This is a genomic window from Rhizobium sp. BK491 (assembly GCF_014194925.1).
Taxonomy (GTDB): domain Bacteria; phylum Pseudomonadota; class Alphaproteobacteria; order Rhizobiales; family Rhizobiaceae; genus Rhizobium.
Window position 1 is genome coordinate 665,922 of sequence record NZ_JACIAR010000002.1, and the last position, 15,622, is coordinate 681,543.

13 protein-coding genes are annotated in these 15,622 nt (G+C 60.7%); 8 read left to right on the plus strand and 5 right to left on the minus strand.

The genetic code is table 11. The features are described 5' to 3' along the window. Window positions 1-43: 43 nt before the first annotated feature. A complete protein-coding gene (locus FHX05_RS11110) occupies window positions 44-1,864 on the minus strand; it encodes a monovalent cation:proton antiporter-2 (CPA2) family protein (RefSeq protein WP_183871663.1) in 1,821 nt (606 codons plus the stop codon). A gap of 150 nt (window positions 1,865-2,014) precedes the next feature. Here FHX05_RS11110 and FHX05_RS11115 point away from each other — a divergent pair, with 150 nt between their 5' ends. The 6 genes from FHX05_RS11115 (at window position 2,015) to lpxK (ending at window position 7,885) form a co-directional block, all read left to right on the plus strand. Then, window positions 2,015-3,367, plus strand: a complete 1,353-nt coding sequence (locus FHX05_RS11115) for a TldD/PmbA family protein (protein WP_112608149.1) — start codon at window positions 2,015-2,017, stop codon at window positions 3,365-3,367. 26 nt (window positions 3,368-3,393) lie between these two features. Beyond that, a complete protein-coding gene (locus FHX05_RS11120) occupies window positions 3,394-4,200 on the plus strand; it encodes a 3'(2'),5'-bisphosphate nucleotidase CysQ (RefSeq protein ID WP_183871665.1) in 807 nt (268 codons plus the stop codon). A gap of 61 nt (window positions 4,201-4,261) precedes the next feature. Next, window positions 4,262-4,507 carry a DUF4170 domain-containing protein gene (locus FHX05_RS11125; protein ID WP_015338950.1) on the plus strand — a complete coding sequence of 82 codons (246 nt, stop codon included), beginning with the start codon at window positions 4,262-4,264 and terminating at the stop codon, window positions 4,505-4,507. A gap of 180 nt (window positions 4,508-4,687) precedes the next feature. After that, the gene (gene waaA, locus FHX05_RS11130; protein WP_183710981.1) at window positions 4,688-6,007 is read left to right on the plus strand and encodes a lipid IV(A) 3-deoxy-D-manno-octulosonic acid transferase; all 1,320 of its coding nucleotides are present in this window, start codon (window positions 4,688-4,690) and stop codon (window positions 6,005-6,007) included. 12 nt (window positions 6,008-6,019) lie between these two features. Further along, complete coding sequence (locus FHX05_RS11135; protein ID WP_183871667.1) at window positions 6,020-6,751, plus strand: HAD family hydrolase; 732 nt, start codon at window positions 6,020-6,022, stop codon at window positions 6,749-6,751. Between the two features lie 84 nt (window positions 6,752-6,835). After that, complete coding sequence (lpxK, locus tag FHX05_RS11140) at window positions 6,836-7,885, plus strand: tetraacyldisaccharide 4'-kinase (RefSeq protein ID WP_183871669.1); 1,050 nt, start codon at window positions 6,836-6,838, stop codon at window positions 7,883-7,885. Between the two features lie 29 nt (window positions 7,886-7,914). Here lpxK and FHX05_RS11145 read toward each other — a convergent pair whose 3' ends face one another. Both FHX05_RS11145 and mutL read right to left on the minus strand, forming a co-directional pair. Further along, window positions 7,915-8,145, minus strand: a complete 231-nt coding sequence (locus FHX05_RS11145) for a DUF2093 domain-containing protein (protein WP_015338954.1) — start codon at window positions 8,143-8,145, stop codon at window positions 7,915-7,917. A gap of 145 nt (window positions 8,146-8,290) precedes the next feature. Then, window positions 8,291-10,123 carry a DNA mismatch repair endonuclease MutL gene (gene mutL / locus FHX05_RS11150; RefSeq protein WP_183871671.1) on the minus strand — a complete coding sequence of 611 codons (1,833 nt, stop codon included), beginning with the start codon at window positions 10,121-10,123 and terminating at the stop codon, window positions 8,291-8,293. 377 nt (window positions 10,124-10,500) lie between these two features. Here mutL and FHX05_RS11155 point away from each other — a divergent pair, with 377 nt between their 5' ends. Both FHX05_RS11155 and FHX05_RS11160 read left to right on the plus strand, forming a co-directional pair. Beyond that, on the plus strand, window positions 10,501-12,201 hold the full coding sequence (locus FHX05_RS11155) for a response regulator (protein WP_246698931.1): 1,701 nt from the start codon (window positions 10,501-10,503) through the stop codon (window positions 12,199-12,201). 127 nt (window positions 12,202-12,328) lie between these two features. Next, the gene (locus FHX05_RS11160) at window positions 12,329-13,684 is read left to right on the plus strand and encodes an EAL domain-containing protein (RefSeq protein ID WP_183710967.1); all 1,356 of its coding nucleotides are present in this window, start codon (window positions 12,329-12,331) and stop codon (window positions 13,682-13,684) included. Between the two features lie 74 nt (window positions 13,685-13,758). On the opposite strand, the gene FHX05_RS11165 is transcribed toward FHX05_RS11160, so the two are convergent. Then, window positions 13,759-14,379 carry a PRC-barrel domain-containing protein gene (locus FHX05_RS11165; protein ID WP_112611407.1) on the minus strand — a complete coding sequence of 207 codons (621 nt, stop codon included), beginning with the start codon at window positions 14,377-14,379 and terminating at the stop codon, window positions 13,759-13,761. 354 nt (window positions 14,380-14,733) lie between these two features. Next, entirely contained in the window at window positions 14,734-15,621 is an 888-nt protein-coding gene (locus FHX05_RS11170) for an SMP-30/gluconolactonase/LRE family protein (protein ID WP_112335417.1), read from the minus strand. Between the last annotated feature and the right edge of the window lies 1 nt (window position 15,622).

Below are 15,622 nucleotides of genomic sequence, written 5' to 3' on the forward strand. Positions count from 1 at the left end.
GCCAGTAGCCGCTGACTGTGTTTCCGCCAGGACCGTACGAAGATTAAGCCCGCTCCGGCTCCTCCTGCGGCAAGGCAACGAGATCGTCTGCATCGCTGTAGGTTTCGGCCGCACGCTTCGGCTTGACCAGCGGCTCCGGCTTGACGGGGCGCGAGTAGAGCATGTCGGTGCCGGCCTGCAGCCCCTCGCTGACCTGCAGCACGAGCCGCTGCTCGTCGCGCTTGCGGATATCCTCGCCGATCTCGTAGGCTTCCGCCTCGCTGACCCCAAGCGCTTCCAGGGTGCGGCGGCCGAAGAGCAAACCGGATTCCAGCGTTTCGCGCAGCTCGTAATCCACGCCCTTGTGTCGCAGCTCGATCGAGTGAATACGGTCATAAGAGCGGACGAAGAGGCGCGCATGCGGATAATCGGTCTGCACGAGTTCGACGATCTTGTCGGTCACCTCGCGCAGATGCGTGCTGACGACGACGATCTTGGCGCGATCGATGCCGGCGGAGCGCAGTACGTCCTTGCGGGTGCCGTCGCCGAAATAGATGCGGAAACCGAAGCTCGATGCCTGACGGATGCGATCGGCGGAGAAATCGATGACGGTCACGTCGCGGCCGCTGGCAAGCAGGATCTGCGCGGCAATCTGGCCGAAACGTGAAAAGCCGATCATCAGCACGTCGGAGCCGGCGCCCTCGAAATCCTCGTCCAGCTCTTCCTGCGCGTCTCCCTTGACCATCCGCTTCGCCAGCGCGGAACTCAGCGGCGTCAGCGCCATCGACAGCGTCACGATGGCGATCAGCATCGATGCCGTGTTGGTGGAGAAGAGCCCGCCGCTGGCGCTGGCCGCGCTGAAGAGCACGAATCCGAATTCGCCGCCTTGTGGCAGGAGGCCAGCGATACGCACGGCATCGTTATGCGGGGAGCCTGTGACGCGGCAGAGCGCATAGATCACGATCGCCTTGATGAACATCATCACCGGAACAGCGAGGACGATCAGCACCCAGTTGTCGAGGATCACGTCGAGTTTCAGCGACAGGCCGACGGCGATGAAGAAAATGGCGAGCAACACGCCACGGAAGGGCTCGATATCCGCCTCCAGCTCATGCCGATAGGAGGATTCGGCCAGCATTACGCCGGAGAGAAAGGCACCCATCGCCATGGAAAGGCCGGCAAGCTGCATCAGCGTTGCCGATCCCATGACGACGAAGAGGGCGGCCGCAATCATCGCCTCGCGGGCGCCGGTGCGAGCGATCACCTGAAACAGCGGCGTTAGCAGATAGCGCCCCGCGATGATCATTGCCGCCACCGCACCGACGGCGATTGCCAGGCTCGGCAGGGGATTGGCGGTTTCCTGCGCGCCGTCGAGAACGGTGATCAGCGCCAGCAGCGGCACGATGGCGAGATCCTGCAGCAGCAGCATCGAGAAGGAGCGCTGGCCGTATTTCGTGTTGACGTCGCCCTGCTGTTCGAGGATCTGCATCGCGAAGGCGGTCGAGGAAAGCGCCAGGCCGAAGCCGATGATGATGCTGCCCTTCCAGCCCGTAATGCCGCCGAAATATGCGGCCACCATCAGCGCAAGTCCGCTGAGAACCACCTGTGCCGTGCCGAGGCCGAAAATATCCCGGCGCATCTGCCAGAGGCGTGACGGCTTCAGTTCCAGCCCGATGATGAAGAGCAGGAAGACGACGCCGAGTTCGGCAACCGCAAGCACGGCCTCGCTGTCACTGATGCTGTGCAGGATCGGGCCTATCACGACGCCTGCGGCGAGATAGCCGAGCACGGTGCCAAGCCCCAGTTTCTTGAAGATAGGCGCCGTGACGACGGCACCGCCGAGCAGCAGCAGGGTTTCGGTGAAAAGCGTATTGGGGGCGGACATCGTCTGTTTCTTTCCGTGGGGCAGGCGGTGTTGCGACGCTTGGCCATGATAAACAACCATGCGTGAAGGGATTAGAACAAGAATCGGCTTTGCCGCACTTGATGCTTTATGTAGTGCACAATAAATGGAACGCGAAGGAAAGGCCAAGTCATGACCTCTGAAATCGATTCCGCCGCTCTGCTTTCCCGCGCCAGCCAGTTGATCGATCTTGCCCGGAAAGCCGGCGCGGATGCGGCCGATGCTGTCGTGGTGCGATCGAGGGCCCATTCCGTCAGCGTACGCCTCGGCAAGGTGGAAGGCACGGAATCCTCCGAGAGCGACGACTTTTCGCTGAGGGTCTTCGTTGGCAATCGCGTCGCCAGCGTATCGGCCAATCCAGGCTTCGATCTGAATGCTCTTGCCGAGCGCGCGGTCGCCATGGCCAAGGTTTCGCCGGAAGATCCCTTCGCCTGCCTTGCCGATGAGGCGGATCTCGCCAAGAGCTATCCCGATCTCGAACTGTTCGATCCGACCGAGGTTTCCACGGAGCAGCTACGCGAAGCGGCGCTTGCGACCGAGGCGGCAGCTCTTGCCGTTTCCGGCGTCACCAATTCTTCCGGGGCCGGCGCCTCGGCCGGCATGGGCGGCCTTGTGCTCGTCACCTCGCATGGTTTTTCCGGCCACTATATGGGCTCGCGCTTCGGGCGCTCCGTCAGCGTCATTGCCGGCGAGGGCACCGGCATGGAGCGCGACTATGATTTCGACAGCCGTCTCTATTTTGCCGATCTCGATGCGGCTGAGGAGATCGGCCGCCGCGCCGGCGAGCGGGTGGTCAAACGCCTCAATCCGCGGCAGGTTCCGACCGGCAAGAATGTCACGGTCGTTTTTGACCCCCGTGTCGCGCGCGGCTTCGTCGGCCATATCGCCGGCGCCATCAATGGCGCGTCCGTCGCCCGCAAGACCAGCTTCCTGCGCGACAAGATGGGCCAGCAGGTGCTGAAGGCAGGCCTTTCGATCACGGACGATCCGCTGATCGTGCGCGGCCCGTCCTCGCGCCCCTTCGACGGCGAAGGCGTGTCAGGCAAGCGGCTCGTCATGATCGAGGACGGTGTGCTGAAGTCCTGGTTCCTGTCCACGGCGACGGCGCGGGAAATTGGCGGCGGGCTGAAGACCAACGGCCGCGGTGTGCGCGGCGGCACGTCCGTATCGCCCGCATCCACGAACCTTGCGCTGGAACCCGGCGATATTTCGCCCGAGGAACTGATCCGCAGCGTCGGTGCGGGCTTCTATGTCACCGAGTTGATCGGTCAGGGCGTTAATATGATCACCGGCGAGTATAGCCGTGGCGCCACCGGTTTCTGGATCGAGAACGGCGAATTGACCTTCGCGGTTTCGGAGGTGACGATCGCCTCCAATCTGAAGGACATGTTTATGCGCGTGACGCCGGCGAACGACATCGACCGCGATTTCGGCATCGCCGCTCCGACGCTTGCCATTGAGGGCATGACGCTCGCGGGCCGCTAAAAACGAGCGGAGATTGGAATTAGTCAATGATCGATAGCAAGGCCGGCCAGTTGAGCGACGTGGACCTGATCGTGGGTGCCGCGCTCGAGGCGGGCAAGATCGCTCTCGGTTTCTTCCGGCAATCGCCGGAAGTCTGGTGGAAGAATAACGGCCAGTCCCCGGTCAGTGCCGCGGATTTTGCCGCGAACGAAAGCCTGGCCGCCACGCTTCGCATCGCAAGGCCCGATTATGGCTGGCTTTCCGAGGAAACCGATGATGACGCCGAGCGTCTGAAGCACGCGACCGTCTTCGTCGTCGATCCGATAGACGGCACCAGAGGTTTTCTCTCCGGCCTGGATCTATGGTGCGTCAGCGTTGCCGTCGTCACTGACGGCCGGCCGGTGGCGGGTGTCCTCTATGCGCCGGCGCTGGACGAACTCTTCGTGGCGACGGCCGGCGGGCAGGCATTGAAGAACGGCGAGCCGATCAGCGTTTCCCAGAGGGTCGGCGACGATATCAATCGTCTTGCGACCGGCGAGGAGATGCTGAAGGGCTTCGATCCGGATTTTCGCAAGACGGTCGAGCGGGTGAAGCACGTGCCGTCGCTCGCCTACCGCCTTGCCATGGTGGCAGACGGCAGGCTTGAGGGAACAATCGTCAAACGTAACTCCCACGACTGGGATCTCGCCGCCGCCGATCTCATTTTGGAGCGAGCCGGCGGCGCTCTCGTGGATCTCTCCGGCAAGACCTTGCGCTACAACCGCGCCGAAGTATCCCATGACGAACTTTGCGGTGCGTCGGCAACACAATTACCGGAGTTCCTCCGTCAACTATCGAACCGACGAGACGGTTGACCTTTCCGTCAAAATCCCGCAGATGAAGGACGGAGGGGGACGACAGTAGAAAGAGACGAAAATGACTGATACCAGCGGCAAAAAGCAGCTCCTGCACCTTGTCTTCGGCGGCGAATTGGAAAACCTCGAAGAGGTCCAGTTCCGCAATCTCAATGAGCTCGATATCGTCGGCATGTATCCCGATTACGCGAGCGCGCTGGTGGCGTGGAAGTCCAAGGCACAGCAGACTGTCGACAATGCCCATATGCGTTATTTCATTGTCCACCTGCATCGCTTGCTGGATCCGCAGGAAAAAGCGGCATCCTGAGGTCGCATTACTCCGAATTTTGCATTTGATATCTCTATCCGGGAAAGCGTTGTCGCTTTAAATCCGGCCATGAAGCAGTATCTTTGACACAATAAGAACGAAAATTCGGCTGCTTATTCGGCCGCGTGGTTATCGGGATTTGGCATAGATGATGATCAGCTGGGATGGGAGGCGGTCGAAATGAGTAGCCTCAGGGCGCGTCTTGCCTTGAGCGCCTATCGTTTCGGCGGAATTGCCGTTTATCCGTTCATCGGGCCTTATCTCGCCGTGCGCGCGGCGAAGGGTAAGGAAGATGGCTCCCGCAGGCTGGAGCGCTCGGGTTATGCCAGTGCCAACCGCCCGCAGGGACCGTTGATCTGGTTCCATGCCGCAAGCGTTGGCGAAACCTCGGCCGTCATTCCGCTGATCCGAGAAATCCGTCGCCGCGACATTCACGTCATCCTGACGACGGGTACGATCACCTCTGCCAAGGTCGCGCATCAGCGGCTTGGCGACGAGGTGATCCATCAATACGTTCCTCTTGATCTCAAGCCTGCCATCAAGCGGTTCCTCGATTATTGGCAGCCCGATTGCGCCATTTTCGCCGAATCCGAGATCTGGCCGACAACGATCATGGAGCTTGGCCGCAAGCGCATTCCGCAGATCCTCGTCAACGCCCGCATGTCGGATCGATCCTTCGCGCGCTGGAGCCGGCATCCCTCGCTTGCCGAGGCGCTGTTCGAAAATCTGGCGCTGGTCGTGGCACAGTCCGACCTCGATGCCGAGCGCTTCCGTGATCTCGGCGCCCTGCAGGTTCTCAAATCAGGTAATCTCAAGGTGGATACGGACGCGCCGTCCTATGACGCGCCGACGCTTGCCGACTACATGAAGCAGGTCGGCGACCGCAAGACCTGGGCAGCCGTCTCCACCTTCGAGGGCGAGGAGGGTGCTGCAGCCACCGTCCATTCGATGCTCAAGGAGCATAACGGTCAGCTCACCATCATCGTGCCGCGCCATCCCGAGCGCTGCGATGCGATCGAGGCGATGCTGGTCGAACAGGGCCTGAAAGTGGCGCGCCGCACCCGCAATGACATCCTTTCGCCCGATGTCGATGTCTTCCTTGGGGATACGATCGGCGAGATGGGGCTTTACCTGCGGATGACGGAAGTCGCCTTCATGGGTAAATCGCTATTCAATGAAGGCGGCCAGAACCCGCTTGAGCCGGCTATGCTCGGCTGCGCGATCCTGACGGGCGGCCATGTCCAGAATTTCCGTGACTCTTATCAGTTGCTCGCCCGCCGCGGCAGCGCCCGCATGGTGCGCGATACCGAGATGCTGGCGCGCGGCGTGCATTATTTGCTCACGAACGACACGGCACGACGCGGTATGATCGACGCCGGCTTCGCAGCCGTGCATGAAATGCGAGGCGCGCTGGCCGCAACGGTCAAGGGCCTGGAGCCCTATATCAATCCGCTTTCGGTCAAGGCGCGGCTGATGCCGAAGACGATGGCGAACGGATAAGAAGGGAAGGGTATGACAGCGGCGAAGCTGGGAGCGATTGGGGGCATCCTTTTCGACAAGGACGGCACGTTGCTCGACTATGACCAGAGCTGGCTGCCGGTCAATCGCGAGCTTGCCAGGATTGCTGCTCAGGACGATCCCATTCTCGCCGATCATCTTCTCTCCGCCTGCGGCATGGACCCGATCACAGGCCACATCGTGCCGGATAGCCTGCTTGCGGCAGGTAACACCCGGCAGATTTCCGAGGGCCTGGTGGCTGCCGGCTCGAAAGTGGATGTCGCGGAGCTGGTGGAAAAACTCGACGCGCTTTTTGCGCATGCGGCCGATTTCTCCTCGCCCGTCACCGATCTCGCGGCCTTCTTCCAGCGCCTGCATGAGCGCGGATACAGGCTCGGCGTTGCCTCCAGCGACAATGAGCGCTCCATCCGCCAGACAGCGCGCCGCTTCGGCTTCATCGACTATATCGATTACATCGCCGGCTACGATAGCGGCTTCGGTACTAAGCCGGAGCCGGGCATGGTACTCGGCTTCTACGCCGCGACAGGCCTTTCGCCGGCACAGGTCGCTGTCGTCGGTGACAACAATCACGACCTTCATATGGGGCGCAACGCCGGTGTCGGCCTGACCGTTGGCGTGCTGACGGGCACCGGCTCGCGCGAAACGCTGACGGCCGCATCGGATTATTGTCTCAACGACATTACCGAGCTTGAAAACCTGCTCATGCCTGTGGCGCAATCGGCCTGATCCCGGCAATGGCTTGCTTTTTCATGCAATCTGCCCTTTCTTGCCGCTTGGTCGCAGGCACAGGAATAGGGCTGGATTAGACGCATGGTATCGGAAGCCCCACCTTTCTGGTGGCGAAAGCCGGATTGGCGTGCCTGGGGGCTCTCACCCTTTTCTTTCCTGTATGGCCGTATCGCCGGACATCGCATGGTGCATGGCAAGCGCGCCTCCGTGCCGGTGCCGGTCATCTGCGTCGGCAATTTTACGGTCGGCGGCGCCGGCAAGACGCCGACGGCGCTCGCGCTCGCCCAGGCCGCGAAGGCGAAGGGGCTGAAGCCGGGGTTCCTCAGCCGCGGCTATGGCGGCTCGCTTGATGTCACGACAGTCGTCGATCCCACGCATCATCATGCCACGGCCGTCGGCGACGAACCGCTGCTGCTCGCCCGCGAGGCGCTGACGGTCATTGCCCGTCGCCGTGCCGATGGTGCGGAAAGGCTCGTGCGCGAGGGTGCTGATCTCATCATCATGGATGACGGCTTCCAGAGCGCGCAGATTGCGATCGACTATGCCCTTGTGGTGGTCGATGCCGGTAGAGGCATCGGAAATGGCTACCTGGTTCCAGGCGGTCCTGTGCGCGCACCCCTGCGTACGCAGCTTCTTTATGCATCCGCTCTCTTGAAGGTCGGTGAGGGCAATGCCGCCGATCGCGTTGTGCGTCTTGCGGCAAGGGCGGGGAAGCCTTTCTTTTCAGCGAGCGTCAGAGTGCGCGGTCAGGAGGATTTGCGCGGACGTAAGGTGCTTGCCTTCGCCGGCATCGCCGATCCCGCCAAGTTCTTCCGCACGGTCGAGACGCTGGGGGCTGAGATCGCCGTCCGGCGCAGCTTCGGAGACCACGAACATCCCGTCGAAGACGACGTTTCCGACATGCTCGACATAGCCGCGCGCGAAGGGCTGGAGATCGTCACCACGTCGAAGGACTACGTGCGCCTGATCGGCCATCATGGCCGCGCCGACGAACTGCTGCAGCGCTGCCGGGTGATCGAGATCGATATGGTCTTTGACGATCCCAATGCCCCAGCCCTGATCATCGACAGGGCCATTGCAGCCGCACGAGAGCGGCGCTTGCGGGAAAAGCGCAATAGCAAAGCGGCTTAGGGCCACGTCTGGTTATTCAGGAAGAGAAATCAACGCTTCTGATTGGGCAGCGCGCCGGCGCGCTTTTCGGCTTCGAGCGAGGTGATGACGTCCGCATAGGGTTCCTGCCGGGCAACGCTCCAATAGCGCAGCTCATCGAGCGCAATATGCTTGCCGGTCATGGCGCAGACTACATAAGAACCCGGCATCAGGATTTGGAAATCGCCGTCGAGGTAGCGAATTTTTGCCTCGCGATTTCCATGTCCCTCGAAAAGATTCATCTGATGCCGTCCTTGATCTGTCTCATCCGTTTGCCATACCGCACTACAGCGCCATGCGTCAAATATGACACGCAAGGTCGCTACGGCGTGCGTGACTTTCCTGACTATTATTTCGCGGAAAAGTTCCTTTTGGAAACGGCTTCGGTCAGCTACGCCCGAAGAGCCGTTCGATGTCTGTGAGCTTCAGCTCTATATAAGTCGGCCTGCCGTGATTGCATTGTCCGGAGCCCGGCGTTGCCTCCATCTGGCGCAAAAGCGCGTTCATCTCTTCCGGGCGCAGGCGCCGGCCGGACCGTACCGAGCCGTGGCAGGCCATGGTCGCGGCCACATATTCCAGCTTGGCGGCAAGGCCCGAGGCCGTATCCCATTCGGCAATCTCGTCGGCCAGCTGCCGGATCAGGCCCTGTGCGTCGACCTCGCCGAGCATGGCCGGCGTCTCCCTAACGGCGACCGCGCCTGGGCCGAAGCGTTCGACAGCAAGGCCGAGTTCGCCGAGCTCTTCGGCAAACACCATCAGCCGGTCGCAATCCTCCTCGGGCAGATCGACGATTTCTGGAATCAGCAGCACCTGCGAGGGCAGGCGCTTCGAATGCAGGGCCTTGCGCATAGCTTCGAACACCAGCCGCTCATGCGCCGCGTGCTGATCGACGATGACGAGCCCGTTTTCCGTCTGGGCGACGATATAGTTCTCATGCAGCTGAGCGCGGGCAGCGCCTAGTGGAAAGCGAGCGGGTTCCTCGGCCCGTACCGGCTCCACCGGCGGTGCGACTTCCGCGCGAGCCGTCGGCATGGCAAGTCCGTCGAAGGCGGCCTGCGGTCTTTCGGCAAATCCATATCCCGCCGCTGCGGCGGCTCGTTCGTAGGGGCGAGATGGCGAAGTTTCCGCCGTCCATGGAGCCGCTGCCGGCGCGGGTCGCCAGCCCGATTGGAAGCCGGAGCGGCCAGCGGTGAAGGCGCGCAGCATGCCATCCGCGCCTGTCGTGGCGGCCCGGTCGCCCTCGCGCGCCAAAGCTTCGCGAATGGCACCGACGATCAGGCCGCGCACGAGACCGGGATCGCGGAAACGTACATCGGATTTCGCCGGATGCACGTTGACGTCGACCAGCGCGGGGTCGAGCGTCAAGGAAAGGACAGCGACAGGATAACGGCCGGAGGGGATGGTTTCTGCATAGGCACCGCGGATTGCCGACAGGATCAGCTTGTCCTGCACCGGCCGTCCGTTGACGAAGGCATATTGATGTGCCGAGTTGCCGCGATTGAAGGTCGGCACGCCGGCAAAACCGGTGAGGCTCACATCTTCGCGCACCGCGTCTAGCGCGATGGCATTGTCCTTGAAATCGGCACCCAGTATCTGCGCCATGCGCGCGAGATGATCATCTCCGGTCGCGGGAAATTCGAGCGTCGAGCGGTCGCTGCCCGACAGCACGAAGCGCACGCGCGGAAAGGCGATCGCCATGCGCTTGACGACCTCGGTGATCGCTGCTGCCTCCGCCTTCTCCGTTTTCAGGAATTTGAGACGCGCGGGCGTCGCGAAGAACAGGTCGCGCACCTCGACGATCGTGCCGGGATTGGCGGCCGCTGGGCGCAGATGCAGAACCTTGCCGCCGGCAACGGCGATCTCGGCGCCGCTGCTTGCTCCCGCTCTGCGGCTTGCAATCGAAAGCTTCGCCACCGAGCCGATGGAGGGTAGGGCCTCGCCGCGAAAACCGAGAGTACGGATATCCTCCAACGTGTCGGAAATCTTCGAGGTGCAGTGGCGCCGGACTGCGAGCTCCAGATCCGTCTCTTCCATGCCCGAGCCGTTGTCGGTCACTCTCAACAACGCCTTACCGCCGCCTGCGGTGGCGATCTCGATGCGGGTCGCACCGGCATCGAGCGCATTTTCGATCAGCTCCTTGGCCGCGCTTGCCGGGCGCTCGATGACTTCGCCGGCGGCGATCTGGTTGATCAGGGTCTCGGAAAGTTGCTTGATGGCCATGGCTGCATTCTCGTGGATTCGCGCCGGTGTGGAAAGAGGAAAGGCGATCCGCACGCGCTTACCCACTCGTTTCCCGCCCGTGCTTTGTTGAGAAATTTAATCAATGTTTAAGGGAATGATGACAGGTTGCCGAGACAGAACTTGAAATGACCGCAGGTGGCGCGTTTCGTGCATGCTGACGGCTCTCGATGGCAGGTTGGTGGCCATCACTCGAATGGAGCCAGGTGCCATCTGCTTCAAGTGCCAAGGCCAGCATGCAACTTCCACGAATTTGCCTTGCAGAGCGAATGCCGCTTTGTCGATTTGCCGTGTTGTGAAACTGGTTGAGCGTAGGAATCCGACGAATGACTGCCGAGATTGAAAAGGCAGCTTTGGCAATGACGACGGCTGATGCCCCTTTCGGCGGCAGTCTGCAGACGATGTTCTTCGATGCCCTTTGCGATGGTCTTTCCAGCGCCTTTTTCGCCTATGACAAGAACGACCAGCTGTTGTTTGCCAGCCGTCAGGTTCTGAACTTCTTCCCGATTGCACCGGAATTCCTGCAGCCCTCCACGCGGCTGCGCGATTTTCTGGGCGCCGTCTTCGATACCGGTGTACGCTATCAACGCCATCAGACAAAAACGGCCGCCAGCCGTGACGATTGGATATCGCAGCGCATAGCCTCGCATTGGCGCGAACGCTTCGAGACCACCGAGCACTTTGCCGACGACCGCTGGGTGCGCGTCCTCAACCGGCGGCTATCCTCGGGTATTGGCTTCTGCATCATCTCCGATGTGTCCGAAGCCAGGAAACGCGAAGAGCAATGGCGCGTCGACATGGAGCGCGTGCAGCTGACCGAGGATATTCTCGACAACCTGCCCTTTCCGGTTTTCGTCAAGGACCAGAATCTCGTCTATGTCGCGGTCAACCGGGCATTCTGCGACAAGTACCAGACGGCGGCGGACGAAGTGCGCGGCCGCAAGAGCATCGATATCTTCTCCACCGACCTCGCCAATCGCTTTCATGAGAGCGACCGGCATGTGATCGAGACCGGCGAAATGTCGATCTCCCGGCAGCGCCAGATTGCGCGTGACGGCGTCGAGCGCGACATCGTCACCCGCAAGCAGCGCATCGGCAAGCCCGGCCGCTATTTCCTGGTCAGCACCATGCAGGACCTCCCCAAGGATGGCGGTGATTTCGACGAGTTCGCACTGGCATCGAGCATCCGGGAAAACAGCGATCGCTCCTATCGCCGCGCCTATGTTCCGATGGTTGCGCTGCAGACCATTTCTCGCCGTCCGGCCGCCATGGAAACCTTCGTTCCGGAGAATTTCAACGGCCGCAAGGTGCTCGTCGTCACGCCGGATTTCGCTGCCGAAACGGCGGCTCTGAAGACGCTCGAGAAATATGGCTTCGAAGCCTGCGTCGTTCACAACGAGAATGAAGAGGCGGCTTTTCTGGACGTGGCGAGCGCGCATGGCGTCAAGATCGACCTGGTCATCGTCGACAACCAGCTCGGCAAGCGCGGAATTGAGCTGGCCGAACGGCAGAACCTTACCGCGCTGTCGTTGGATGGATCGCAGCTTGCAACCGAGCTTGCCTTCCTGATCGCGCGTCATTTCAATCGCAACATCCGTGGCGAACTGGGCGAGATCGTCGAACCCGGATTTGCATCCGAATGGCGGCGTGCGGCCGGTGAGGAGCGCCGGGCGCAAATCCTGGTCGCCGAAGACAATGACATCAATCAGATCGTCTTCTCGCAGATCCTCGAAGGGTTGGGATACAGCTATGTGATCGCCGCAAGCGGTGACGAGGCGGTGCGCCTGTGGCAGGAGCATCGTCCGGAACTGATCCTGATGGACATTTCGCTGCCGGGGCTGAACGGTTTTGAATCCACTCGGCTGATCCGCGGCGCGGAAAAGGGCAGCGGCACCCATACCCCGATTATCGGCGTCCTGACCCAGGCTTTCGAGCGGGACCGCAAGGAATGCGCCGAGGTCGGCATGGACGACGTCATTCTGAAGCCGGTAAGCCCCGACATCATCGAGACCGTCTTCCAGAAATACATGCGCGGTGCCCTGAAGGCGCAAAATAGATAAATGCTACGATGATATCACCACCGACGGCAACTTATCGCCGGTGCCGAATGACCGTCTTCTTGGCATCCTTTATTAAGACTTCCCCGGCATGCTTTTCCCCCGGGTGGAGAAAAGGTCGGAACCAAATATGAAGTCGACTGAGATGCTGCCGGGGCCAGCCAGTCAAGAACCGCAAGCAATTGCCTATACCGATCCGCTCACGGGGCTCGGCAATCGATATCGCATGCGTGAACGCGCGCGTGCGCTTTCGCTGGAACGTGCCGACGATCCCGCACCCTTTACGATCGGAATCGTCAATCTCGATGCCTTCAAGCCGATCAACGACCTGTTCGGCGTTGAAGCGGGTGACGAGATACTCTGTCAGGTTGCCCATCGCCTCAAGGCTTGCATACCCGATGGCGCGCTGGTGACACGTCATGACGGCGATGAGTTCGCCTTTGTGCTGCCGCTTGTTTTCGAACGGGTCGGTGCCGAGAAATTCGGACAGATGATCCGCGAAGTGCTGTCGGCACCCTATGATCTCGGCGATCGCAATGTCCGCCTTTCCGCCTCCTTCGGCTTCGCCATCCATCCTTTCGCCGGAGAGGAGTTCGACGATCTCCTGAAAAATGCGGATACGGCGCTCTATCGCTCAAAGCGTCGCGGCCGCGGCCAGATCACCGTCTATTCCCGGGAGATTGCACAGGAAATGAGGCGGGCGACGCAGCTCGAGCAGGCGCTGCGTAATGCCATCATTTCCGATTCCATAGACGTGCACTTCCAGCCGATCGTCTCGCTTGCCAATAACATGGTTCTCGGTTTCGAGGCCCTGGCGCGCTGGAACGATCCGGATCTCGGCTTCGTCTCTCCCGCTGTCTTCGTGCCGCTTGCCGAAGAGAGAGGCTTCATCGACGCGCTGTCCGAAACCCTGCTGCGAAAAGCAGCAGAGGCAGCACTCTCGTGGCCGCGCGAATTGTTCCTGTCCTTCAATCTCTCCTCGGCACAGCTGATGGACCCCGGCACGAGCAGCAGCATTCTCGCGATCCTGACGCGCGCCGGCCTGGATCCGCATCGTCTCGAACTCGAAATCACCGAAACCGCGGTCATGAGCTCAGCCGAGACGGCCCATCGCATTATCACCGACTTGCGCGCGGTCGGCGTGCGCATCTCTTTGGATGATTTCGGCACCGGGCAATCTAGCCTTGGACGCTTACGCGAATTCATCTTCGACAAGGTGAAAATTGACCGGGCGTTCGTCTCACGCATGAATTCGGATAGGGCTTCCGAACATATCATCAAGGCTGTTCTTGCCATGTGCGAAGGACTTGATCTGCGTGTTGTCGCTGAGGGTATCGAGGACCATGCCGAAGCGGCGAAGCTGAAGGCGCTGGGCTGCGCCATGGGGCAGGGCTATTATTTCGGAAAGCCGGTCGACGGCGCTGCGACGCTTCGTTACCTGCAGACCCATTATTTCGATCTCAGCCACGAACGCGAAATCGCTTGAGTTTGAAAAAGGTCAAAGAAAGCGGCGATCCGTAAGGGTCGCCGCTTCTGTATTTCGCCAGACTTCGTCGATATTTACTTGTTGGTGGTCGACGAAGTCGTCGTGTTATCGGTTGCCGGCATTGTCGACGTTCCGGAGGATTGAGCAGCCTTTTCGGAAGCCTGCATCGAGAGGGTCTTGAACTCCGGTGCAGCCTTCAGGGAATCGGCCGTTTCAGTCGTCGTCAGCTTCACCGTCCCGTCCTGAGGGTTCTGGGTAGCGCTGATCTTATCAAAAGGAACGGCGACGTTTTTCTGGCCTAAGCCAAGGAAGCCGCCGACACCGACGATGGCGGCAACAACACCGCCCTGCTTCTGCAGGATCAGGTCGTTGATGCTGCCGATGCTTTCATTCTGACCGTTATAGACCGACTGGCCCATATAGGTCTTGGCGCTGATCTGATCCGCGGATTGTGTGGTCAGATAGCCAGCTTGGCCGCCCGTTGCGGGGGCAGGAGCCTGAGCACTTTTCTGTGCTGCCGAGCTAGCAGGCTTGGTGACGTCAGGCGTTGCCGGTGCGCTTTGCGTCACTGGCGCGTTATTGCCTGCGCCGCCGTTCGATGGCTGTTGCGCCTGGGCAAAAGCCATGGGTGAAAGCACGGACGCCGTAGCAAAGATGGCGCCTGCGGCAACGGAAGTGAAGAGTTTCCCAGTCATCGTGAACCTACCTTTCATTCTGATGGGCATGCTTCGTCATACGCGCATGCTTACCAGCGCGAGTGGAACTTTTGTGATGCCGGCCGTTATCGGACCGGTCCTAGAAGCAATGGCTCAGGGAGGTTTTGGTTCCGTCAAAAGTTGCAGAAATTGCGTCGTGCAGCTCGGAAACAAAAGGAATATGTTGGGGAATCAATAGCTACCGCGGCAAAAGACAACCGGAAAGATTACTAGATCGCAGAGAACGATCGAGTTTAGATTTCAATTTGTTTCGAGGCCGAACGTATCTTGCGCCCTGCATGACCCGGCAAAATAATACCGCCCTCAGCCTGATCGGCTAAAGGCGGCTTTCAATCAAAGCTTGTATGGGGGGTCGAAAACGCCCTTCACCGTCAGACCAAGCTCCAGAAGAGCACCGGCCTGCGGCTGCATCGAGCGGGCCTCCTCATCCAGCCCTTCCCAGGCGGTCGTCACGGCCAGCCGGTCCGCATTCTTGCCGATGAAGGCGGGGCAGGATGGCTGCATGGCGGGCACGCGATAGCGCTCGATGCGCAGGCCATCCGGGCTGTATTTGTCGACGAAGCCGGAGCCCCAGCGCGCGTTCCAGATATAGCCGTCAGCGTCGCAGACCGAGCCGTCGAGGCCGCCTGGATCTTCCATGCTGTCGACCATGACGATCGGCTCGCCCGCCGGAAGCCCCGTCTCGGGATCCACGAGCACGCGCATGAGCTGGCTGACGCGGGTATCGGTGAAATATCCGATCGTGCCATCGGGCGAGAAGCAGATGGAATTCGGAATACTGATCTGGTCGAAAATCTTGGTCACCTTGCCGCCGGCGACATGATAGATCGCGCCCGCCTGCATCTCGGCGCGCTTTCCCATGGTGCCGATCCAGAGCGATCCGGAAATATGCGTGCGTCCGTCATTGGAGCGGTTTTCGGGCTTGTCGGCTTCAATGGCCGCATAGAAGCTCAATTCGCCAGTTGCGATATCGCGCAGGAAGAGACCCTGTTCGGTCGCGATCATCTGCCGTTCCGCATCGACGCGTGCCAGCACGCTCGCCATCATCGGCAGCTCGTGAACCTGCTTCTTGCCGGTCGGCAGGTGCAATTCGTGCAATTCCTTGCCGAGGATGTTGAACCACCAGACTGTATCGGTATCAGGGTCGTAGGTTGGGCCTTCCCCGAGGACGGAGGAGGTGTTGCAGAGAATATTCCCCTGAAAATCATGAATATCGGTCATA